The organism is Streptomyces sp. NPDC047841 (assembly GCF_040704085.1).
GTDB classification, from domain to species: domain Bacteria; phylum Actinomycetota; class Actinomycetes; order Streptomycetales; family Streptomycetaceae; genus Streptomyces; species Streptomyces argyrophylli.
The window spans coordinates 1-21,213 of sequence record NZ_JBEYRP010000018.1 but is presented as its reverse complement, the minus strand read 5'-3'; the positions used below and the strand labels follow the sequence as shown (position 1 = coordinate 21,213).

Sequence of the window (21,213 nt, the reverse complement as noted above, 5' to 3'; positions counted from 1 at the left end):
CCACCAGCCGGGCACCGCCGTGCTCGCGGGACGGGTCGAACCCCGCGTACGGCCCGGCCGCGTCTGCCCGGCCGCGCTTCCCTGCCCTCGCCCGAGTTCTCTGCGCGCCGGCCGGACGAGGTGCGCCGGCGCGGAACCGCATTGCCCAATTCGTTACCGAAGCACACGACACCAGGGCACCTTCCGATACGTGTGAAGGGTGGGTGCTCGCCCGGGGACCGCCCCGGGCAGAGCCCCTCCACCGATCACGGAAGGACAGACCTTGAGGAAACTGTTTCCCACCACCCGCGCGGGACGCGCGCTCACGGTGGGTGCGGTACTGCTCTCCGCCGGGGCCGCCCTCGCCCCCGCCGGGACGGCCGCCGCAAGCACGGTGACGGCGGGCCGGGGCGAGGCGGACTACGTCGCTCTCGGCGACTCGTACGCCTCCGCGCCGCTCGTGCCCACCCAGGTCGACGCCACCTGCCTGCGCTCCAGCCAGAACTACCCCTCGCTGGTCGCGCAGTCCAAGAGCGCCACGCTGACCGACGTCAGCTGCTCGGGTGCCACCACCGCCGACATGACGGCGCCCCGGGCCGACGGCGTGCCGGCCCAGCTCGACGCCGTCCACCGCGGGACCGACCTGGTCACCGTGACGGTCGGTGGCAACGACATCGGCTTCTCGACCGTCCTGGGCACCTGCGCCCAGCTGACGGCGGCCGATCCGGCCGGCACCCCCTGCCGGACCCACTTCGCGGGCACCGGGGCGGACCGGATCTCGGACGCGATCGCCCGCACCGGGCCCAAGGTCGCCCAGGTGCTGCGCGGCATCCACAAGCGTGCGCCGCACGCCAGGGTCCTGGTGGTCGGCTACCCCGACCTCTTCCCCGACGACGGCGTGGGCTGCACCAGCAAGACCGTGCCGCTCGCCATGGGTGACTTCGCCTGGCTCCGCGACAAGGAGAAGGAACTCAACGCGATGCTGGCCCGCCAGGCCCGCAGGGGCGGGGCGCGGTACGTGAACACGTACACGCCCACCGTCGGCCACGACCTGTGCGCGCCGGCCGGCGAGCGGTGGATCGAGACCTTCGCTCCCGAGACTCCGGCGGCGCCGGTGCACCCGAACGCCACGGGTGAGCGTGTGATGGCCTCGGCCGTCGCGACCGCGCTCCCGCGCCACTCCTGGCACCGCTGACCTTCACGGCATGGCCGGCCGCCGGACCGGCCGGGGACGTGTGACGACCCGTCCCCTCCGGCCCGGCCGCCCGGTCCGTGCCGCGGGCCGGTCCGGCACCTCGCGTACCGGACCGGCCTTCGCTGTTCCGCGGGGTGGGCGCCACGCGCTGTCAGAGAAGGCTGGACGGCCCGGGGCCGCATCCCATGAGCACGACGCTCTCCGTCCAGTTCCACACCTGCGTCCCGGTCGGCCCGGCCGGCTCGGTGTAACCCGGTGCCGCCGGGGCCGGCCGCTCGCCGGGAGCGGCGGCGGCACGGCGGAGGAGGGCACGGCGGTGGCCGGTGTGCCGTAGGTCGGTGTGTGCCATGGCCGTCATGTCCTGCCCTCGCTGTCCGGTCCGCGGTGTGGGGTGAAGGGGGATGCGGGTCCCGTGCCGGGGGAAGGGGCACGGGACCCGCGGTCTGGTGGGTGTGTGGGTGTCAGGCGGCGGTGGCGTTGATGGTGACGGGGATGTTGTCGCGGGTGGCCTTGGAGTACGGGCAGATCTGGTGGGCGGCGTGGGCGAGTTCCTCGGCGGTGCTCTGGTCGACGCCGCCGAGGACGGGGTTGAGGACGGCGGAGAGGGTGAACTCGCCGTCGTCGCCGTGGGTGAGGGTGATCTCGGCGGTGATGGTGGTGCTGGTCAGGCGGATCTTGCGGGTGGTGGCGGCGCGGCGCAGGGCGCCGAGGAAGCAGGCCGCCCAGCCGGCGGCCAGGAGCTGTTCGGGGTTGGTCGCGGTGCCGGCGCCGCCCAGTTCCGTGGGCAGGGCGAGGCTGGTCTGGAGCAGGCCGTCGGAGGAGCGGACGTGGCCGCCGTTGCGGCCCTCTCCGTCGACGTCGACGACGGCGGTGTAGCTGACTGCCATGGCTGCTGCTCCCGATCTGGAACGAGTGGTGTGCGGGCACCTCCGGCCGGACACCTGTCCTGTCACCGGTTGGGGTGGTGACGCAATCATGGCAGGGCCATGCGTCACCAGTCAAGGCGGTGATAGCGGTCAGAGTGTCCTCGGCGTCGGGAGGAGCGCCCGGGCGGGGACCGGTGTCCAGTCGGTGCCGCTCAGGTGTCCGAACACCTGGTCGCCGAAGTGGAACGCGAAGCCGAGCGTTCCCGGCCGCCCGAGTTCCGCCGCCAGGCGCCTTCGTGCGGCCACCACCCCGCCCTGGTCCACGTCCGGCCGCGAGGGCCACTCGGGGTGGGCCAGCTGCGCCGGCGTGTGGAACACGTCCCCGAGCACGATCAGCCGCTCGCGCCCGGCGGATATGACGTACGAGGTGTGTCCCGGGGAATGGCCCGGAGTGATGAGCGCGCGCACCCCGGGAAAGATCTCCTCGCCGTCGGCGACGGACGTGTGGGCCGCGCGCATGAGTGCGAGGACGTCGGCTGCCGGAGCGCCCGGGACGGTCGTGCCACAGCCGTGCGGGGCCCACTCCCGGGCGGCGACGAGGTAGCGGGCCTTCGGGAACGTCTTCTCCGGTGTGAACGCCCAGCCGGTGTGATCGACGTGCAGGTGGGTGAAGGCCACCGCCTCGATGTCCTCGGGCGTGTGCCCCAGCGCGGCGAGCACCCGGGGCAGCGCACCGCAGTCGCTGTGTCCCACCAGTTCGCCGGAGACGTGGACCGGCCCGCGCACGGGCCCCATTCCGGCGTCGATCAGCAGGCGGCGGCCGTCGCGTTCGACCAGCAGGCCGCCCGCCGACATGGGCACCCGGCCCTCCTCGTCGAGCAGCTCCGGACGGGCGTCCCAGTAGTCCGCGGCGAAACCCGGGAAGAAACCCGACGGCAGCATGGCCATCGCACCGTCCACGACATACGTCAGACGTACGTCACCCAGCACGAGCGACCGGACGGCGGACTGCCGGTTCAGCGTTCCGATGTTCATGTCGTCTCCCCTCCTTGTGCGGGTCGCCGCGGTCAGCGGACGGCTCCGCCCGCCGGGGCCTGCTGCCGCTCGCCGGTGGCGAGCCGGGCGAGGGCGTCGAGCACCGCGCACAGCAGCTGCCGGGCCGGGGAGCCGTCCGGGAGGCGGCCGTCGTCGCCGAGCTGCTGGTGCGCCTGGAACAGCAGGAACTCGGGTTGCTGCACGACGTGGGCGTTCATCTTGTGCAGCACCTGGCGCAGGGCCAGCTGGGCCCGGACGGTGCCGAAAGGACCGGGAGAGGCCCCGATGACGGCGACCGGCTTCAGCGCGAGCGCCGGTCCGTCGTCGCCGGCCGGGCGGGACAGCCAGTCCAGGGCGTTCTTCAGCGCCCCGGGCATCGAGGCGTTGTATTCGGGCGAGGCGATCAGCACCGCGTCCGCCTCCCGGACGCGCCGGCGCAGATCGACGACCTCGGACGGCGCCGGGTGTTCCTGGTCCTCGTTGAAGTGGGGCAGCCGGCCGAGCCCGTCGTAGTGGTCGAAGTGGTGCTGCGGGCACAGGCGTTCGGCCTCTCGCAGCAGGGCGGTGTTCAGGGAGCCGCGGCGCAGGCTCCCCGACAGGGCGAGGACGTTGAGGGCTGTCACGGGGGTTTCCTCCGCGGTTCGGGCCGTCCCGGGTGTGCCGCCGTGGACGGGTGGTGGATGGTGTGCGGGCCGTCGGCCTCCGCGTGATCCATCCTCGACGCCCCGCCGATACCACGCCAGCAATGACTACCGAAAACCCTGCTGTGCGCCAAATGAACGGGCTAAAGTGCCGACTGTGCGACAAATCCTCGACGAGACGGATCAGCGGATCGCCGCCGCGCTGATCGCTTCACCACGCGCCTCCTGGCGGGCCGTCGCCGCGTGCCTGGGACTGTCCGAACGCACCGTGGTCCGCCGCGTCGGTCCGCTCTACGCCGACGGCACGCTGCGCGCCACCGTGGAGCGCAATCCGATCCGCTTCCCCCACCTGGTGCCCGTGGCCCTGCGCATCCGCTGCCGTCCCGAGCGCATCCGGACGGTCGCCTCCACCCTGGCGCGCCGTGCCGACACCCTGTGGGTCGACATCCTCGGCGGCGGCGACGAGATCAGCACCATCCTGTTCCTGGACGGGCCCGAGGCACGCAACCGCCTCCTGCTGCGCGACCTGCCGGCCACCGACGCCGTCCACGGCTGGACCTCCCACACCCTGCTGCGGGTCTTCCCCGCCTCCCTCAACTGGGGTGCCCGGCTGCTGGACGAGGAAGAGGCCGCGCGCCTCGGAGTACGGCCGTTCCCGCTGAGCTCCCCGCCGGCGGCCCCGCTGCCCGCCGCGGACCTGGCCCTGATCCAGGCCCTGACCGAGAACGCCCGCGCCGACTACGCCACGCTCGCCGAGCGGACCGGCACCACACCGCGCACCGCCCGGCGCCGCCTGGAGGCACTGCTGCACGACGGCACGGTACGGCTGGTCACCGAGACCGACCTGGCCCTGCTCGGACTGCGCACCAAGGCCCAACTGTGGCTGTCCGTCGAGCCCAGCGCGCTCCAGGCCGCCGGCGAACGGCTCAGCCGCGAACCCGCCGTGCGCTTCACCGCCGCGACCACCGGACCCGCCAACCTCCTGGTCATGGTCACCACCACCGACCTGGACGCGCTCTACCGCTTCCTGACCGACACCATAGGGGCCATGAGGCAGATCACCTCCGTCGACACCACACCGGTCCTGGCCACCGTCAAACGCACCGGCCTGACCCGGCCGGGTTTCTGAACGACTCGTATCGACGGCCGAAATGATGTGTCGGTTCTTCGACACACGTCATATGGCGGTGTGGCCAGTTCCGCTCTTTCGCTCGCATGGTTGAAGCTGCAAGATTCTCGTGTCCCTGCATGTGAACCAGACAGTCTGGTGACACGTTCCGACGACGTCGCCACGACACGGAAAGGTTGGTGGCATGTTCAGCCCCAAGGCGAGAGTCCGCAGCGCTGCGGTCGCCGCGGCCGTGACCGCGGCTCTGATCGGCTTCAACACCGGAGCGGCGCACGCGGCCGGCTGGCCCCCTCTGCAGGAAGGCGCGTACCTCTACTCGGGTCCCGACGGCACGGGGACGGTGACCACGGTCGACCTGAACGACATCGGCACGTGTCACACGTTGTCGAAGCCGGCCCTTTCGACGCAGGTCGTCTCCGGCTCCGCGGCCGTCCTGCTCTACTCCGGGCCCGACTGCACCGCCCGGTACCCCTGGGGCACCGGCTCGCTGGCTCAGCAGAACCTGCCCTGGGCGATGCTGAGCTACCGGGTGGTCAGCGCGTAACACCCTGTCCGGTGGTCGCTGTGTCACGGCCCCCCGCCCCGGTGGTGCGACCCACCGGGGCGGGGGTCGTCAGTCCGCCAGCAGGTGGGCGCGGCCGAACAGGGCGGCGGCCGCCCGTGCGGTCGGCGTGCCGGAGTCCAGGTCCGCGCCGGCCTGCCGCAGCACCGCCACGACGTCGTCCGCGCCCTTGAACAGGGCACCGGCGACGGGTGACTGGTCGCGGGCGTTGCGCAGGTCGGGGTCGGCGCCGAGCGCGATCAGGGCCCGTACGGTGTCGGCGTGGCCGTGATAGGCGGCGAGCATCAGGAGGGTGTTGCCGGCCGCGTCGGCGGTGTCCACCGGGAGCCCGTGCTCCACGAACTCCACCAGTGGTCCGGTGCTGCCCTGCCGGGCCAGGTCCATGGCGATGGCCATGACGCGTCGCGTCTGCTCAGCGGTCAGTCCGCCGCTGGTCATGTGCCTCTTCTCCGGGTCGTGCGGTCACAGCGGTTCCGTTCACGGGCCGGCCCGGCGCGAGCGTGTTCCGTGCTCGCGCCGGGCCGGGCGGGTGCCGTGCGGGGCGGGGTGTCAGAGGTCGCCGGCGGCCAGGGCCTCGATGGCCTTGCGGACACCCTCGCCGTAGGCCGGGTCGGCCTGGGTGCAGTGGGCGATGTGCCGTTCGACGGTCCGCTGGGACGCGCCGTTGATGGCACGGGCCGTGTTCTCGAAGAGGGCCTGCCGCCGTTCGGGGCTCATCAGGCGGAACAGGTCGCCGGGCTGCTCGAAGTAGTTGTCGTCGTCCGCGCGGAAGTCGAACCGGTCGGCGACGGCGCCCACGGCCTGGCTCGGCTCACGGTAGGCGGGCTGTTCCTGCCAGCGCCCGTAGGAGTTGGGCTCGATGCCCGGCGTCGCCCCCTGGTTGCCGTCGACGCGCATGCCGCCGTCGCGGTGGTAGCTGTTCGCCGGGTTCTTCGGGGCGTTGACCGGGATCTGGTGGTGGTTCACGCCGAGGCGGTAGCGCTGGGCGTCGCCGTAGGAGAAGAGACGGCCCTGCAGCATCCGGTCGGGGGAGAAACCGATGCCGGGAACCACGTTCGCGGGGCTGAAGGCGGCCTGCTCGACGTCCGCGAAGTAGTTGTCGGGGTTGCGGTTGAGCTCCCACTCACCGACCTCGATCAACGGGTAGTCCTTCTTCGACCAGACCTTGGTGAGGTCGAAGGGGTGGAAGCGGTAGCTCTCCGCGTCGGCCTCCGGCATGACCTGGATGAACAGCTTCCACTTGGGGAAGTCGCCCCGCTCGATCGCGTCGAAGAGGTCACGCTGGTGGGACTCGCGGTCCTTGCCGATGAGGGCCTCGGCCTCGGCGTCGGTGAGGTTCCTGATCCCCTGCTGGGTGCGGTGGTGGAACTTGACCCAGAACCGCTCGCCGTCGGCGTTGACCAGGCTGTAGGTGTGCGATCCGAAACCGTGCATGTGCCGGTAGGAGGCGGGGATGCCCCGGTCGGACATCACGATGGTGACCTGGTGCAGGGCTTCGGGGAGGTGCGTCCAGAAGTCCCAGTTGTTCTCGGGGTCCCGGAGGTTGGTGCGCGGGTCGCGCTTCACCGCGTGGTTGAGGTCGGGGAACTTCAGCGGGTCGCGGAAGAAGAACACCGGGGTGTTGTTCCCGACCAGGTCCCAGTTGCCCTCGTCCGTGTAGAACTTGAGGGCGAAGCCGCGGATGTCGCGCTCGGCGTCGGCCGCGCCACGCTCGCCCGCGACGGTGGAGAAGCGGGCGAACAGCTCGGTCGTCCTGCCGACTTCCGAGAAGATCTTCGCGCTCGTGTAGCGGGTGATGTCGTGGGTCACCGTGAAGGTCCCGAACGCGCCCGAGCCCTTGGCATGCATCCGGCGCTCGGGAATCACCTCGCGGTCGAAGTGGGCGAGCTTCTCCAGGAACCACACGTCCTGGAGGAGCATCGGGCCACGCGGACCGGACGTCAGGGAGTTCTGGTTGTCGGGAACCGGTGCCCCGGCGGCCGTGGTCAACGGCCTCTGGTTGTTCTCGGGCAAAGCTCGCTCCTCGCTGAGTGGTCGCTCACGTGTGTTCAACGCGTGGCAACCAGGCGGAACGTGCCCGCGCGAGCCGCCCTGCGGTTTGCACCGACACACATCCTATGGTGGAACATATGCACGTCAAGTGTGACCTGGCGGCGTAGGTGTTCCGGACGTCAGCGCGGTGTCCCCCGCCCCCCGGCCTGCCGGCCGTCGGCCGTGACGAAGCGGAAGGTGCTCGTGATGGCGTCGAAGAGGTCGTACACCTCCTCCCTCAGCGGCAGGTTGGGGCTGGCGAGGGTGACCACGAGGAACCCGTCCGCGCTGCCGGGCACGGGCACCGTGGTGTGCATCGTCAGCAGTCTGACGTCGATGTCACCGGTCAGCCGGGTGGTCTCGGTGCCGGTGACCCGGGCCGCCTTCCCCACGGGGGGGAGGTCGACCGAGGTGATGACCCGGTCCCTGGGGGCGGCACCCGTCGCCGTGGGCACGCCGAGCTGCGCGGAGAGCACCGGCAGCGTCAGCTCCTGGCCCGCCGGGGTGGTGACGGCGAACACCATGCCGTAGGCCATGAAGAGGCCGTCGGTGTAGAGCGTGGCGGTGCCCGCGGCCAGCAGGGCTCCGTGCCTGCGGGCCGCCCGGGTCACCGCGCGGCCCTGGCGGAACATGTCGTTGATCCGGGCCCGCCGGCGCGGGTCGTCGGTCGTCGCGAGGGCCCTCGCCCGGGTCCGGGCGAGTTCCTCGCCGCTGAGCGAAGTTCCGGGCGGAGCCGTGCGACAGCTCGGGGCCGAACGCCGCGTCGAAGTCGAGGGTGTGGTGCCCGATGTCGGTGTAGTCGTGCACGAAGCCCAGCATGTCCTGGGCCTCCTGCAGTTCGCTGCCGGGTATGTTGACGTCCGAAGGCGGCGCCGCCCGCCTTCAGCAGCGCCCCGCCCGCGACGAAATCGAGCAGGCCGGTGAGGAAGTCGCCGAGGCTGACATCACCTGGCCGCGTTCAGCTCGGTTTTGCCCGCGTCGACGGCATCCTGGGTCCTGCGGGCCTCGGCCTTCTGCTCGTCCGTCGGGTTCTCACCGAGCTGCTGCGGCGCCTGATCGGCCTGGGGCGCGGCGGCGCGGGCCCGGTCGAAGGTGTCCTGCGCCTCGCGCAGCCGGAGCGCGCAGTCGCCGTAGGCCTGGGCGGCGTCGTGGTACCAGGTCGCCGTCTTGGTCAGTGCGCCTCACCGTCCCGGCGTGAGCCCTGCCGTCCCGGTGCGGCGCACGTCAGCCGACGTCGTTCAGGTCGAGGGCGGCCAGGGCGTCGCGCAGCGCGGCCCGGGAGCTGATGCCGAGCTTGGGGTAGATCTGGTACAGGTGCGTGCCTATGGTGCGATGCGACAGGAACAGCCTCTCGGCGATCTGCTTGTTGGTCAGTCCCGTCGCCGCCAGTGTGGCGATCTCCCACTCCTGAGCCGTCAGGGCGCCCTTCCCCGGCTGGGCGGCGGCCGACGCGCCCTGGCCGCCGGGGCGCAGTTCGGCCGTGGCGCGGGACACCCAGGGGGCCGCGCCCAGCTCCTCGAACGTCCGCAACGCCAGGGCCAGCTGCTCGCGGGCTTCCTTGGTGAAGCGCCGGCGGCGAAGGCGTTCGCCGTGGAACAGGCGTATCCGTGCGACGTCGAACGGCCAGGCGCCGGGTTCGGCCCGGCCGAGCGCCTCGTCGAACAGGGCGAAGGCGTCGTCGCCGGGCGTGGTCAGGGCCTCGCAGGCGAGCACGAGCACGCCGAGGCGCGGCGCCAGGTCGGCCATCGCGGACTCCCGCATGGCCGCCGCGTGGGCGGCCGCCTCGGCGGGGCGCCCGGTCCTGACGGCCGCCTCCACCAGGTCCATGGTGACGGCCAGGGCCTGCGGCAGGTAGGGGGCGAGGGTTCCGGGCGGGCCGAGGGCGGTGGCCTGCCGGTAGGCGGCCTCGAAGTCGCCGGATCCGAGGGCGGTCAGCGTCCTGGCGTGGAAGGCGAGGGCGTGCACACCGTGGGCCCCGCGCGGGACGGCCCAGCCGGCGATCTCCTCGGACAGGGCCGTGCTCGTCTCCGCGTCGCCCCGTGCCGCGGCCACCAGCGCCTGCACGTACTGGAGTTTGCAGGCGAAGGAGCGGTAGCCGTGCTGCTCGCACAGGACGAGGCCCTCACCGGCCAGGCGTACGGCCTCGTCCCAGCGGCCCGTCTGGTAGTGGTCCAGGCACAGGTGCAGCAGTGCGGCCAGGTGCCGGCGCACGGGTGCGGTGCCGGCCCGGCCCTGGTCGACCAGGCGCTGGGACGCCTCCCGCACGTCCGCCAGCCGCTCGGGGTAGACGGCGCAGGTGCCGACGCGGATGACGCGGGTCGGGTCCTGGCCGACGTCCGCCAGCAGTGCGTCGAGCGCCTCCAGTGCCCGGTGCCCGGTGCGAGCAGGGTCTGCGAAGGTCTGGGCGCACACCCGCAGCAACTCGGGGGGTGCGGGTGCGAGCCGGTCGAGCGCCCGGAACAGGGGCCGCCACTTCTGCGGGTCGCCGCTGTACCAGCACAGGGTGGTCAGGGTGAACAGGGCCTCGACGAGGGCGTCGTCGGACGCGTCCCAGCCGTGTCCCCCCGACTCGATCGCGCCGACCAGCAGCCGGTGCGCGGTGTCGATGTCGCCCTCCTTGTTGATCAGGAGGAGGGCGGAGGTCGCCGCCGCGTACAACGACTCCCCGGCGCCGGGATCGGCCCGCCGGGCTCCGGCCAGCAGGCGTGAGGCGTCCGCCAGCTCGCCGCAGGCGTCGGCGCCGATGTAGGCGGCCTGGGCCAGCCGGCGGCCTTCGTCGGCCGGTGCCGGGCTGAGCCCCGCGGCGCGGGTGAGCGCCGCGACCGCGCCCAGCGCGTCCCCGCGTGCCAGGCGGAGCAGGGCGGCCTGTTCCAGGAGGCCGGCGACGGTCTCGTCCGGGCCGGTGGCCGCTTCTCCGAGGTGGCAGGCGCGGCGTTCCGGCTGGTCGGTGAGGACGGCGGCGAGTGCCCGGTGCGCCCGGCGGCGGTCCGCTGCCGTCGCCTGCGCCACCACCGCGGATCCGATCAGCGGGTGCCGGAAGGACAGCCGCCGGGAGGGGGCGGAGATCACGATCAGCCCGTCGCGTTCCGCGGGTTCCAGGTCGTCGATCACGGCACGGCCGGCTCCGGCGGCCTCGATCACGGCCAGGTGGCCCGTGCCTTCCAGCGCCGCTGTCAGCAGCAGCTCCCGGGTGGGCTGCGGCAGATGGGCCACGCGCGCGGCGAACAGCGTCTGCAGGCGCTCGCTCAGCGGCAGCACGGAGGGCACCGCCGTCGGTGCTGTGCGCTGCTCGGCCTCCAGGGCCGCGGACAGCTCCAGCAGCGCGAGGGGGTTGCCGTGTGCCGCCGCCACGACCCGGCGCCGCACCGCGAGGGACATCCCGGGGTGTGTGCGGGTGAGCAACTCGGCCGACGCCGCTTCGTCCAGCGGCCGGAGCCGGTGTTCGGTGAGGCCGCTCGACTCGAAGAAGCTGTCGGAGGTGACGCGGGAGGCCGCCAGGAAGCTGATGCGGCTGCCGATGAGCCGCCGTGCCACGAAGCCCAGTACCGAGGAGGTGGCCCGGTCCAGCCACGGCAGGTCGTCGACGACGACCAGCAACGGCGTGTCCTCGGCGGTCAGGCGCAGCAGCAGCAGGGCCGCGGTGGACGTCAGCAGACGGTTGGGGGGCGGGCCGCTGCCGATGCCGACCGCGACCCGGAGGGCGTCGCGGTGGCCGCTGTCCAGCCGGTCGAAGGAGTCGAAGAGCGGCACGAGCAGCTGGTTGAGACCGGCGTAGCCGATGTCCGCCTCGAACTGCGCGCCGCTCGCCCGCAGCACGCGGGTGCCCTGGCGCCTGGCTTCGGCCGCCACCGTGTCGAGGACCGCGGTCTTGCCCATGCCGGGCTCGCCCGTCAGCAGCAGGGACGCGCCGTGGACCGGGGAGCCGTTGAGGTGGGACCGTATGAACTCCAGGTCCCGGTCCCGCCCGATCAGCGGTCCTGCGGCGGAACCGGCCTGGTGGTCCAGGGCGCTCATCGGGCTGCTGTCTCCAAGTGCTGCGATGAAAGGGGACCTGCCCCGTGCTGTACATCGGTCCGCGCCGTGTCAACACACGACCCGACAGCGTATCGGATCGTCCGGTACCGTGTGTCCGCTTGGCGACCTGGACGTCTCGGTATGTCACCTGTCACACGGGCTGGGTGTGCGGACCGGGGGGTGTCGCGGTGGACGGGTGTGTGGCGCCCGGCGGGGCGCGGTGAGCGGGTGTGCGGCGCCGGGGCGTCGCGGTGGCCGCGGTGGCTCCCGGACGTGCCGACGCGGCGGGCGACGCGGTGACGCGCCGACCGTCGCGGGGGCGCCGACTGGGCCCGGATCTACAGTCCCAGGTCCAGCGCGAGGCACGAGAAGTACTGCCACGAGCCCTCGGGGTTGTACGAGGCGTTCGCCCCGCCGCCTTCCTCGGCCTTCACCCCCTGGGTCATGTCCTCGAGGCGGATGCGCTCGGGAAGGTGCCCGAAGCGGGCGTGCCGCAGTGCCGCTGCGGCGGCGTCGCTGGTGGATTCCTTGTTCATGACCGTGCTCCACTTCGTCGACCGTGGATGGTGTCCTCACTTCCGCCGAGGACACTCACCAGCGTGCCCCACTGTGCGTCACCCGTCAAGCCGGTGACGCATGTGTCACCGGTCACCTCATGGCGTCGGCCTCCAGGACCGCGGCGATGAACGCCTCGGGCCGCTCCTGGGGCAGGTTGTGTCCGGCGCCGGGGACCACGTGGTGCGCCCAGGGGCCCGTGAAGTGGGCGGCGTACCCGCTTCCGTCGGTCGCCGGGACGACGCCGTCGGCCTGCCCGTCCAGGGTGACCGTGGGGACGGTGATCGTCGGCTGGTCCAGCAGCCTGCGCTCCAGTCCGGCGTACCGGGGGTCGCCCGGCGCGGCGGCCAGGCGGTGCCGGTAGCTGTGGATCACCACGTCGACGTAGTCGGGGTTGCTCCACAGCTCGGCCGCCTGCGCGAACTCCGCCTCGGTGAACTGCCATGCCGGCGAGTTGCGGTGCCAGACGACGCGGGCGAGATCCTCCCGGTTGCGCAGGAGTCCCTTACGCCCCCGCTCGGTGAGGAAGTAGAAGAAGTACCAGTAACCCGACTCGACCGAGGGCGTCAGCGGCTCCTCGGCGACGGCGAGGTTCTGGATGAGGTAGCCGTTCACGGAGACCAGGCCGGTGCAGCGCCGCGGCCACAGCGCGGCGGCCACGTCGGCGGCCCGTCCGCCCCAGTCGTACCCGGCGTACAGGGCCCGCGGGATGCGCAGCGCGTCCATGAAGGCGACGAGGTCCGCGCCGAGGGCGGCCTGCTCACCGGAGCGGAAGGTGTCCTCGCGCAGGAACCGGGTCTCTCCGTGGCCGCGCAGGTAGGGGATGTAGCAGCGGTATCCGCGCCGGGCGAGCGCGGGGGCCACCTCGGCGTAGGAGCCGACGGGACTGAAGGGCCAGCCGTGCAGGAGGATCACCGGCTTACCCAGGGCCGGGCCCACCGCGTGGTAGGCGATGTCCAGGACGTCGGTGCGGGCGGTGCGCACCGGCCCGAGAGCGTGTGCGGCCGGTCCGGCCGACGCCTCGGCGGCCGCCGTGCCCGTGTCCGCCGACGCCCGGCCGGCCCCGCCGAGACCGGCGGCCCCCGCCGTCGCCGCCGCCGTCATGGCCTGGGTCAGTCTCCGCCTGCTGATCATGTCGCTTCCTCGTGTCCGGTCCCGAGCGCGCGAGACACACACACGTGCGTCACCGCCTGAACTGGTAACGAGCATCTGCGCGTCGGACCTCGCTGTCAAGGAGCCCAACGGCACGGTGGTGCCGTGGAGTTGCCGGGAACACGTGTGACCGAGGTGTCCGCGGCACGGTCTACTGGCCGGCGGGGCGCCGGTAGGCGCCGTGCCACCAGATCTGGGCCAGCTCGCGGGCGAAGGCGGTGTCACCACTGCCGTCGTCGACACGGATGTGGTGCGCGATCGCCTGGGCACCTCCCCAGACGATGATCCGGCTCGCGGCGACGGCGTCGAGGTCGGCCGGCGCCGACCCGGCGGCCTGTTCGGACAGCAGCGTCCTCAGCACCGTCTCGTCGAAACCTTCGAGGTCGGCGGTGTAGAAATCGCCGATCGCGGAGTCGTAGGCCGCCGCCTCGCGGACCGCGGTGAGCACACCCTGGTGGGCGCGGTGGATCGAGATGACCTCCTCGAAGAACCGGGCGAACCGGTCGGCCCCGTCCCCGGCGCCCGGGTCCCACTGCCGTGCCAGGGCCAGCAGCGACTCCCGCAGCTCGTCGGTGAGCCGCACCAGGACGTCCGACTTGCCGTGGAAGTGCGCGTAGAACGTGGCCCGGGACACGCCCGCCTCCTCCAGGATCCGCTGGACGCTGATCTCGGAGAACGCCTCACCGGAGTCGAGCAGCCGCTCCAGGGCCGACACCACCTGCGCCCGGGTCGCGGCCGACCGCGCGGCATGGTGGTCGGTCTGGCGTCGGGTCACGGGTCTCATCGGGCACCTTCCGGTCATGCTGCGGTTCCGCGGCTCGCAGGCCGCTCCAGCACCCTATGCCGGAACGCCGTGCGCGATCCGTTCGAGGAGATCGGCCAGCTTGCCGGGCATGGAGAGCAGCGGCGTGTGGCCGCTGGGGAGGCGGTACGTGGCACCCGTCCGCTCGGCGAACGGCTCCTGGTAGGACGGGGGGAGGCTGCGGTCGTCCTCGCACAGGACGTAGCTGGAGGGAAGCGTCTTCCATCCGGCGCGGTCCACCGGCTCGGCGAAGGAGAGCGCGGTCTGGGGCCGCAGCCGCGCCAGAGCGGCCTCCCTCTCCTGCTCGGGCACGTCGTGGTAGAGCGTCTCCGCCGGGTCCTCCCGGACGGGGACGACCCCCTGCACCGTGGCGGGGTCCGGCTGCTCACCGCCGAAGCACGTCATCAGGCTCTCCCCTTGGTCCAGCGCGAAGGCGGACACGTACACGATGTGGCACACGTTGGCGGCTCCCGGGGTCGCCTGGGTGATCGGAGCACCCCCGTAGGAGTGCCCGACGACCACCAGGGGGGCCTGGACGGCGTCGATCTTCTCGCGGATCACGCGGGCGTCGTCCAGCAGACCGGGGAGCTTCCCGGCGGACCCCTCGGGGACGACGCTCGGCAGGTCGACCGTGTGGCTGGTCCAGCCCCGGTCGGCGAGGACGTCCTGGAGCCCGCGCCAGCACCAGGCTCCGTGCCACGCCCCGTGCACCAGGAGGAACTGGGGGCTTCGCGTACGGTCGTTCATCTCGTTCCTTCGTATCGACGTGTGGCCGTCGTATCGACGTGTGGCCGTGCGGTTCGGCCCCGCACGTGGGACGGGGGGCGGCGGGTCAGCGCACCGCGGGAAGGGCGTACTCCCACAGCCGGTCCGCGGCGGCCGGGTCGACCGACCACTTGGCGACGCCCGCCATCACCTCGGGGCCCCCGTCGACGACCTCCGACTCCTGGTTGTCCTCGAAGTAGCTCCCGCTCACACCTTCGAGCAGCGGTGACGCGGCCAGCAGCACCGTGGTGGCGGCGCCCTGGGCCGGGGTCTTGTAGTAGTCGGGGGTGACGAGGCCGCCCTCCGCGTCCATGGCACCGAAGGCCTGCATGGTCGCCTGGTCGAGGTGGCGCTGCAGCTTGGTGTGGATGAACCCCGGGGCGCAGGCGTTGGCGGCGATGCCGTGTTCGGCCCACCGACGGCTGATGCCGACGGCGAGCAGCACGTCGGCGGTCTTCGACTGCGCGTAGGCGACGAACGGGTCGTAGGGGCGCCGTTCGAACTGCGGGTCCTCGAAGTCGAAGCCCGCGCGCAGCTGGGCGCCGGAGCTGACCACGACCACGCGCGGCTTCCCGGCCGCCGCGAGGGCCGGGCGCAGGCCGACGGCCAGGGCGAAGTGGCCGAGGTAGTTGATGGCGAGCTGCATCTCCCAGCCCTGCGCGTTGACCTGCCGGGCCGGGAGCATCATCACGCCGGCGTTGGCGATGAGGGCGTCGACCGGACCGCTCCAGTCGTCGCAGAAGGCACGGACGGAGGCCGGGTCGGCGAGGTCGAGTGCGACGGCCCGCGTGCCGGGGAACTCCTTGACCAGCGGCTCGGCGGCAGCGGGGTTCCGGGTGGCGACGGTCACCTGCGCTCCCGCCCCGGCGAGCGCGCGCACCGTCTCGGCACCGAGACCGGAGGCCCCTCCGGTGACGATCATCCGGCGCCCGGTCAGATCGACTCCGTCGAGCACCTCCGCGGCGGTGGCGCGCATTCCGAACGGAGTGGTGGTCAGTGTCATAGCAGTGCCCTGCCTTCGGAGGAGTGGTAGCGCTTGGCGGGACGTCGCACACGTGTCGCTTCGCCAAGACATCCTACGGAAAACCATACAGCGTGTATGGACAAACTGTCGCCTGACATAGCACGCCTGCCGGACATGTATGGATGTGCCGGTTTCCGGTGATGGGCTTCCGGCGTCCGAGACGGCCGGGTCCGCTCTGCGCGCTGCCGGGGCGGAGGGTGTGTTTCCGCTGAACAGAGGCCCGGGGTGTTTTGCGGCCCGGCCCGGCAGTTGCTAGCCTCCTGGGCGTGCTGATCGAAGTCGACAGAGCCTAGCCTGAGCCCACCGCCCTTCGGCGCCGGCCCAGGCCCAGCCGCCCCGCACACCTCGCCCGCTTCGCGGGATCCCCTCACGGGTGCCGGACGGCCGGAAACCCCCTTCAGGACCCGGCGTGGCGGACACGTGCTCACGTTGCCCACGTCCAGCGGGCCCGCTGCGCCCGCGCCCAGCGGCTCTGACCTTCACCGGCCCCTGCTCCGACGAACCCTCGCGCTGCCCCGGGACAACCTGTCCGATCAGGACACCTGGGGAACGTGTGCGCGCCCCGTCGGACTCCTGTGTGCCCTGCCGGTCGGAGCGATGACACACGGAATCGGATCACCGCCCATGATGCACAAGAAGTCCCGCGCCCGGACACGTCACCGCCGAGCACACTGGAAGGCGGCTCGGCCGCTGCTCGTGAAGTGCGCCAACCCGGCGTGCGGTCTGCCGACGCCGCCGCACGCCGCCTGCCGGCACTGCGGAACGTACCGGGGCCGCCAGGTGCTGCCGCCGGCCTGACCCGCGTCGCGCGCGTGAGCGACGGGTCCGGTCCGGCCGGGCCCGTCGGAACACGTGCCCACCGACGAGGAGGACTCGGTTCCCAGCGGACCCGCGCGGCGGCCGATTGCCTCCGGGCCCTGTCCGCACAGCCCGGGAACGCCGCGCCGGCGGCAGGTGGTCGGGGCCACCTGCCGCCGTCGGCGGTGCTGTGCGTCGTTTTCCGTGGTTCCGGGTTCGTCCGTCGGCGGTGCTCGCCGGCGACGGGGTCGTACGACCGGGGTCAGACGGTGATGGTCTTGTACTCGGTGTAGGTGCCGAGGCCGACCGCGCCGTACTCGCGGCCGATGCCGCTGGCCTTGAAGCCGCCGAAGGGGCCGTCGAAGGCGACGGAGGCGCCGTTGACCGTGATGGTGCCGGTGCGGACACGGCGGGCGACCGCCAGGGCGTGCCCCTCGTCGGAGGACCAGACGCCGCCGGAGAGGCCGTACTCGGAGTCGTTGGCGATGCGGACGGCGTCGTCCTCGTCGTCGTAGGCGATGACCACCAGGACCGGGCCGAAGATCTCCTCCTGCGCGATCCGCATGGAGTTGTCGACGTCGGCGAAGACGGTGGGCGTGACGTAGTTGCCCTTCTCCAGGCCCTCGGGGATCTGCGGGCCGCCGGTGACCAGGCGGGCGCCCTCCTCGATGCCGAGCTGGATGTAGTCGCGCACCCGCTGCTGCTGGTCGGGCCGGATCATCGGGCCGATGAAGGTGTCGGGGTCGTTGGGGTCGCCGACCTTCAGCGACTCCACCAGCTCCTTCAGCGCGGTCACGACCTCCTCGTACCGGCTGCGAGGGGCCAGGATGCGGGTCTGGGCGATGCACGACTCGCCGTTGTTGAGCAGGGAGCCGAACTTCAGGCCCGCGACCGCCTTCTCGATGTCGGCGTCCGGCAGGATGATGGCTGCGGACTTGCCGCCCAGCTCCAGGCTGACCCGCTTGAGCTGCTCACCCGCGATCGAGGCGATGCGACGGCCGGCCCGCGTCGAGCCGGTGAAGGCGATCTTGTCGACGTCCTGGTGCGAGACCAGGTACTCGCTGGTCTCCCGGTCCGCGGGCAGGACGCTGATCACGCCCTCGGGCAGACCCACCCGCTCCAGCAGTTCGGCCAGGAACCCCATGCTCAGCGAGTTCTCCGGGGAGACCTTGAGGATCACCGAGTTGCCCGCGACCAGAGCCGGGATGATCTTGGAGGTGGCCGAGGAGAACGGTGAGTTCCAGGGGATCACCGCGGCCACGACGCCGACCGCCTCGCGGCGCACCACGCTGCGCACCGGGGACGCCGGGTCGGAGGGGACGAGCGTCTCCTCCCAGCCGAACTCCTCCGCGGCCTTCAGGTAGGCGTTCGCCTGCCGGGTCAGGCCGGGCTGTCCGGCGCGGGTGAACCACCCGGCCGATCCGTTCTCCAGCGAGATCAGGTGTGCGATCTTCTCCGCGTTCTCCTCGCGCAGCGCGTTGAAGCGCCGCAGGACCGCGATCCGCTCCGCCGGCGGGGTCAGCCGCCACCCGCCCTCGTCGAAGGACTTCCGTGCCGCGGCGACCGCGCGGTCGATGTCCGCCGGCCGCGCCTGGGCGGCGCGGGCGACCACCGACCGGTCGTGCGGCGAGAGGACGTCGAGCAGCTCCGGGTCGCTCGGCTCGACCCAGGATCCTCCGATGAAAAGCCGGTCGTAGGTGATCATGCGCTCTCTCTCTTCCGTGCTCCGGTTGGTGCGGACCTCTCGTCCCCAACTGCCACTTCAATGTAGCACTTCCCTGAGTTATCTGCACATAAGAATGGCGAGATAGTCGAGATCCGCCTCAGCAGAGATACTCTTAGGGGATGAGAGCTGACGCTGCACGCAACCTGGAAACCGTTCTGACCACCGGAGCCCGGATGCTCGCCGCCGACCCGGGCGCGAGCATCGCGAGCATCGCCGCCGAGGCGGGCGTGGACCGGCGCACCGTCTACCGGCGCTTCACCTGCCGCGAGGAACTCCTCGCCGCCATCTACGAATCGCGCGTCACCGCCATCGAGCGGGCCATCGAGGACGCCCGGCTCCGCGAGGCACCCGTCGCCGTCGCCCTGCACCGCTACGTCGAGAACATCATCGCCGTCAACCGCACCTGGCCCGTCGACCTCGCCCGCATGCTCACCGACGACGCCATCCGCCGGCGCCGGGACGCCTGTATCGCCGAGGTCGACGCCTTTCTGCGCCGGGCCACCGAGGAAGGGCTCCTGCGCCGCGACCAGCCGGAGGGCTGGGCGGGGCCGCTGCTGCCCGAGCTGGTGAACCTGGTGGCGCACCGGCAGCGGCACCTGGCGCCGGGGAAGGCCGCCGACGTGGTGGTCGACACGTTTCTGCACGGCGTCGGAGCGTCCTGAGGCGGAGAAGTGAGGAGAAGCACTACGGCGCCCCGCGTCGCTCCACCGCTCCGCCGTCACCCCCGCACAGTCGCTCACAGAATCCCGTCACACTCGTTCACACGACGTCCGGCCACGTATTTGCGTGCTCCCACCGCGAGAGCACGACCCCGCACACATAGGCTCGGAAGGTGAACGCACGAGGCGGGTCCGGTGGGAAAGGGAGTGGGGCGCCGTGGAGTCGCTCGTAACGATGATCGGCCGGGACGACGAGCTGCGGCAGCTGTCCGCTTTCGTGACGACCGCGGAGAGGCAGGCCCTCGTTCTGCGAGGGGAGACCGGGGTGGGCAAGAGCGCCCTGCTCGACCACGTCGCCCGGCTGGCCTCGGGCGCGGGACACCAGGTGGTCCGGGCCGCGGGGGCCGAGGCGGAGTCCGGGCTGCCGTTCGCGGGCCTGCACCAGCTGGTCCACCCCCTGCTTCCCGCCGTCGACCGCCTCGACCAGGTGCACCGTGACGTGTTCGCCACCGTCTTCGGGCGCAGTGACGGAAAGCCGCCGTCGGTGATGTCGCTCGGCATCGCCGTCCTCGACCTGCTGTCCCTGGCCTCCTCGGCGAGGCCGCTGCTGCTGCTCCTGGACGACGGCCAGTGGCTGGACGCCTCCAGTGCGGCGGTGATCGGGTTCGTGGGGCGCCGGCTCACCGGAAGCCCGGTGAAGTTCGTCGTCGGGCTGCGCTCGGACGTGGCCTCTGGTGTCGACACCGCCGCCCTGCCCGAGCTGCCGGTCAGGTCCCTCCCCGACGAGGCCGCGCGGCGACTGCTCGACGAGCACCGCCCCGGTCTGGACCCGCACGTCCGCCGGCTGGTGCTGGACCAGGCCCGGGGCAACCCCCTGGCGCTGCTCGAACTCTCCGCCCCCATCTACGGCGACCGCACCGGAGGCGACCGCACCGGAGGCGGGGCCGCGCGGCTCCCCGGCCCAGCCGATGCCTCGGTGCCGCTGCCGGTGCCCCGGCGTCTGCAGCACGTGTACGGCACCCGGATCAAGGGCCTGCGCGACGACGTGCGCCAGGAGCTGCTGCGCGGCGCTCTCGACGGTGTCGGAGCGACACCGGGGACCGTGCCCGCGCCCGGAGCGAGGCGCTACCGCATGCGCGACGCCGAGGAGGCGCTGGCAGCGGGCCTGCTGAGCATCGACCCGGTCAGCGGCGACTTCGTGTTCCGGCACCCGCTGGTGCGCACCACCGTGGTCCAGACGGCGACGCCCAATGAGCGCCGGGCCGCACACGCCGTCCTCGCGCGTGTGCACCGCGACGACGTCGAGAGGAGCGCCACGCACCTGGCCGCCTCGGCCGTCGACCCGGACGAGGAGGTGGCGGCCGCGCTGGAGGCGGCGGCCGACTCCGCGACCCGGCGCGGCAGCGCCGTCGCCGCCGTGGCCTGGCTGACCCGGGCCGCGGAGCTGAGCGAGAACCGCGAGGACCGGTCCCGCAGACTCGGTGACGCGGCCTTCGCCGCCGGGCACGCGGGTCTCTTCGAACAGGCGCAGCGCCTCATCCGCTCCGATCACGTGGTGGGCGCGGACGAGTCCCCCGCTTCCGTGGTCACCTCGGCCTATCTGGCGTTCTTCGAGGACGGGAACGTACGGCACTCGCACCGTCAGGTGGTGGCGGCGATCACGGAGCTGCGCGTGCGTGCGCCGGGCGAGGCGTCCGAGGTGCTCACCCGGCTGGTCAACCTGCTGCTCGCGGTCGACCAGTACGCGGGCGACCCCGCCCAGTGGGCGGAGACCCGCGCCCTGCTCGGCTCCCTGGGCGACGCGGTTCACCCGCGTTCCCTGATCTACCGGGACGCGTGGGGGGACGTGGTCCGGCACGGTGCCGGTGTGGCGGAGCGGGTGGAACGCGCCTTCGCCGACCTGCCGGTCATGGAGCCCTGGGACATCACCCGGCTGTCGGTCGCCGCGTACCACGTGGACACCCTCAGCCGGTACCGGCCGCACCTCCAGCGCATCGTCGACCGCGAGGCCGAGACGGGCTTCGTCCGCAACAGCATGACCATGCTGCACCTGGTGATGCTCGACCAGATGGCGGTCGGCGAGTGGGACGAGGCCGAGCGCACCGGCCGGCGCGACCTGGAGCTGACGTCGTCCCACGGCTACGCGCTGCTCGCCCATCACACGCGGGCGTATCTGGGGCTGCTGGCGGCGATGCGCGGCGACGTGGAACGGGCACGAGAGTTGCAGGCCGCCGTCGACGCCTGGGCCCGCCCCCGCGGCATCGGCTTCCTCACCCAGAT

At 72.4% G+C, this 21,213-nt stretch carries 20 protein-coding genes; 6 read left to right on the top strand and 14 right to left on the bottom strand.

The genetic code is table 11. The features are described from left to right. The first annotated feature begins 307 nt into the window (after positions 1-307). Entirely contained in the window at positions 308-1,174 is an 867-nt protein-coding gene (locus AB0947_RS28925; RefSeq protein ID WP_366753400.1) for an SGNH/GDSL hydrolase family protein, read from the top strand. Between the two features lie 151 nt (positions 1,175-1,325). On the opposite strand, the gene AB0947_RS28920 is transcribed toward AB0947_RS28925, so the two are convergent. The 4 genes from AB0947_RS28920 to AB0947_RS28905 all read right to left on the bottom strand — a co-directional run bounded on the left by AB0947_RS28920 (position 1,326) and on the right by AB0947_RS28905 (position 3,698). After that, positions 1,326-1,523 carry a hypothetical protein gene (locus AB0947_RS28920; RefSeq protein WP_366753276.1) on the bottom strand — a complete coding sequence of 66 codons (198 nt, stop codon included), beginning with the start codon at positions 1,521-1,523 and terminating at the stop codon, positions 1,326-1,328. Between the two features lie 112 nt (positions 1,524-1,635). Next, positions 1,636-2,061 (bottom strand): organic hydroperoxide resistance protein, encoded by a 426-nt coding sequence (locus AB0947_RS28915; RefSeq protein ID WP_366753275.1) that lies wholly within the window; start codon positions 2,059-2,061, stop codon positions 1,636-1,638. 129 nt (positions 2,062-2,190) lie between these two features. Further along, complete coding sequence (locus AB0947_RS28910; RefSeq protein WP_366753274.1) at positions 2,191-3,075, bottom strand: MBL fold metallo-hydrolase; 885 nt, start codon at positions 3,073-3,075, stop codon at positions 2,191-2,193. Between the two features lie 32 nt (positions 3,076-3,107). Further along, positions 3,108-3,698, bottom strand: coding sequence for an NADPH-dependent FMN reductase (locus tag AB0947_RS28905; protein ID WP_366753273.1), 591 nt, complete (start codon positions 3,696-3,698; stop codon positions 3,108-3,110). A gap of 175 nt (positions 3,699-3,873) precedes the next feature. On the opposite strand from AB0947_RS28905, the gene AB0947_RS28900 reads away from it, so the two are divergent. Both AB0947_RS28900 and AB0947_RS28895 read left to right on the top strand, forming a co-directional pair. Continuing rightward, a complete protein-coding gene (locus AB0947_RS28900) occupies positions 3,874-4,845 on the top strand; it encodes an Lrp/AsnC family transcriptional regulator (protein ID WP_366753272.1) in 972 nt (323 codons plus the stop codon). Positions 4,846-5,029: 184 nt separating this feature from the next. After that, positions 5,030-5,389: a hypothetical protein gene (locus AB0947_RS28895; RefSeq protein WP_366753271.1), complete on the top strand. Its 360-nt coding sequence runs from the start codon at positions 5,030-5,032 to the stop codon at positions 5,387-5,389. Between the two features lie 69 nt (positions 5,390-5,458). Here AB0947_RS28895 and AB0947_RS28890 read toward each other — a convergent pair whose 3' ends face one another. From AB0947_RS28890 to AB0947_RS28850, 9 genes are all read right to left on the bottom strand, one after another. Further along, positions 5,459-5,845 (bottom strand): ankyrin repeat domain-containing protein, encoded by a 387-nt coding sequence (locus AB0947_RS28890; protein WP_366753270.1) that lies wholly within the window; start codon positions 5,843-5,845, stop codon positions 5,459-5,461. Positions 5,846-5,956: 111 nt separating this feature from the next. Continuing rightward, positions 5,957-7,420, bottom strand: a complete 1,464-nt coding sequence (locus AB0947_RS28885; protein ID WP_366753269.1) for a catalase — start codon at positions 7,418-7,420, stop codon at positions 5,957-5,959. Positions 7,421-7,578: 158 nt separating this feature from the next. Then, positions 7,579-8,070, bottom strand: coding sequence for a hypothetical protein (locus tag AB0947_RS28880; RefSeq protein WP_366753268.1), 492 nt, complete (start codon positions 8,068-8,070; stop codon positions 7,579-7,581). A 592-nt stretch (positions 8,071-8,662) separates the two neighbouring features. Continuing rightward, a complete protein-coding gene (locus tag AB0947_RS28875) occupies positions 8,663-11,452 on the bottom strand; it encodes an AAA family ATPase (protein ID WP_366753267.1) in 2,790 nt (929 codons plus the stop codon). Positions 11,453-11,790: 338 nt separating this feature from the next. After that, positions 11,791-11,988 carry a hypothetical protein gene (locus tag AB0947_RS28870; protein ID WP_366753266.1) on the bottom strand — a complete coding sequence of 66 codons (198 nt, stop codon included), beginning with the start codon at positions 11,986-11,988 and terminating at the stop codon, positions 11,791-11,793. Between the two features lie 112 nt (positions 11,989-12,100). Continuing rightward, positions 12,101-13,141 carry an alpha/beta hydrolase gene (locus tag AB0947_RS28865; RefSeq protein ID WP_366753265.1) on the bottom strand — a complete coding sequence of 347 codons (1,041 nt, stop codon included), beginning with the start codon at positions 13,139-13,141 and terminating at the stop codon, positions 12,101-12,103. A gap of 169 nt (positions 13,142-13,310) precedes the next feature. Further along, complete coding sequence (locus tag AB0947_RS28860; RefSeq protein ID WP_366753263.1) at positions 13,311-13,943, bottom strand: TetR/AcrR family transcriptional regulator; 633 nt, start codon at positions 13,941-13,943, stop codon at positions 13,311-13,313. Positions 13,944-13,997: 54 nt separating this feature from the next. Then, positions 13,998-14,708, bottom strand: a complete 711-nt coding sequence (locus tag AB0947_RS28855) for an alpha/beta hydrolase (protein WP_366753262.1) — start codon at positions 14,706-14,708, stop codon at positions 13,998-14,000. A gap of 85 nt (positions 14,709-14,793) precedes the next feature. After that, complete coding sequence (locus AB0947_RS28850) at positions 14,794-15,729, bottom strand: SDR family NAD(P)-dependent oxidoreductase (RefSeq protein ID WP_366753261.1); 936 nt, start codon at positions 15,727-15,729, stop codon at positions 14,794-14,796. Between the two features lie 645 nt (positions 15,730-16,374). Between AB0947_RS28850 and rpmF the strand changes: the two genes are divergently transcribed. Then, complete coding sequence (gene rpmF, locus AB0947_RS28845; RefSeq protein WP_225812071.1) at positions 16,375-16,548, top strand: 50S ribosomal protein L32; 174 nt, start codon at positions 16,375-16,377, stop codon at positions 16,546-16,548. A gap of 262 nt (positions 16,549-16,810) precedes the next feature. On the opposite strand, the gene AB0947_RS28840 is transcribed toward rpmF, so the two are convergent. Next, positions 16,811-18,253 (bottom strand): aldehyde dehydrogenase, encoded by a 1,443-nt coding sequence (locus AB0947_RS28840; protein WP_366753260.1) that lies wholly within the window; start codon positions 18,251-18,253, stop codon positions 16,811-16,813. Positions 18,254-18,447: 194 nt separating this feature from the next. Between AB0947_RS28840 and AB0947_RS28835 the strand changes: the two genes are divergently transcribed. Both AB0947_RS28835 and AB0947_RS28830 read left to right on the top strand, forming a co-directional pair. Beyond that, positions 18,448-18,936, top strand: a complete 489-nt coding sequence (locus tag AB0947_RS28835) for a TetR family transcriptional regulator (RefSeq protein ID WP_366753399.1) — start codon at positions 18,448-18,450, stop codon at positions 18,934-18,936. Between the two features lie 232 nt (positions 18,937-19,168). After that, on the top strand, positions 19,169-21,213 hold a 2,045-nt coding region (locus AB0947_RS28830; protein WP_366753398.1), incomplete at its 3' end, for an ATP-binding protein.

Excerpts from the sequence above, each read along its gene's own strand:
- AB0947_RS28920 (WP_366753276.1), bottom strand. The coding sequence starts at position 1,523 with ATGGCACACACCGACCTACGGCACACCGGCCACCGCCGTGCCCTCCTC.
- AB0947_RS28915 (WP_366753275.1), bottom strand. The coding sequence starts at position 2,061 with ATGGCAGTCAGCTACACCGCCGTCGTCGACGTCGACGGAGAGGGCCGC.
- AB0947_RS28910 (WP_366753274.1), bottom strand. The coding sequence starts at position 3,075 with ATGAACATCGGAACGCTGAACCGGCAGTCCGCCGTCCGGTCGCTCGTG.
- AB0947_RS28895 (WP_366753271.1), top strand. The coding sequence starts at position 5,030 with ATGTTCAGCCCCAAGGCGAGAGTCCGCAGCGCTGCGGTCGCCGCGGCC.
- AB0947_RS28890 (WP_366753270.1), bottom strand. The coding sequence starts at position 5,845 with ATGACCAGCGGCGGACTGACCGCTGAGCAGACGCGACGCGTCATGGCC.
- AB0947_RS28880 (WP_366753268.1), bottom strand. The coding sequence starts at position 8,070 with ATGTTCCGCCAGGGCCGCGCGGTGACCCGGGCGGCCCGCAGGCACGGA.
- AB0947_RS28875 (WP_366753267.1), bottom strand. The coding sequence starts at position 11,452 with ATGAGCGCCCTGGACCACCAGGCCGGTTCCGCCGCAGGACCGCTGATC.
- AB0947_RS28870 (WP_366753266.1), bottom strand. The coding sequence starts at position 11,988 with ATGAACAAGGAATCCACCAGCGACGCCGCCGCAGCGGCACTGCGGCAC.
- AB0947_RS28865 (WP_366753265.1), bottom strand. The coding sequence starts at position 13,141 with ATGATCAGCAGGCGGAGACTGACCCAGGCCATGACGGCGGCGGCGACG.
- AB0947_RS28860 (WP_366753263.1), bottom strand. The coding sequence starts at position 13,943 with ATGAGACCCGTGACCCGACGCCAGACCGACCACCATGCCGCGCGGTCG.
- AB0947_RS28855 (WP_366753262.1), bottom strand. The coding sequence starts at position 14,708 with ATGAACGACCGTACGCGAAGCCCCCAGTTCCTCCTGGTGCACGGGGCG.
- AB0947_RS28850 (WP_366753261.1), bottom strand. The coding sequence starts at position 15,729 with ATGACACTGACCACCACTCCGTTCGGAATGCGCGCCACCGCCGCGGAG.
- rpmF (WP_225812071.1), top strand. The coding sequence starts at position 16,375 with ATGATGCACAAGAAGTCCCGCGCCCGGACACGTCACCGCCGAGCACAC.
- AB0947_RS28840 (WP_366753260.1), bottom strand. The coding sequence starts at position 18,253 with ATGATCACCTACGACCGGCTTTTCATCGGAGGATCCTGGGTCGAGCCG.
- AB0947_RS28835 (WP_366753399.1), top strand. The coding sequence starts at position 18,448 with ATGCTCGCCGCCGACCCGGGCGCGAGCATCGCGAGCATCGCCGCCGAG.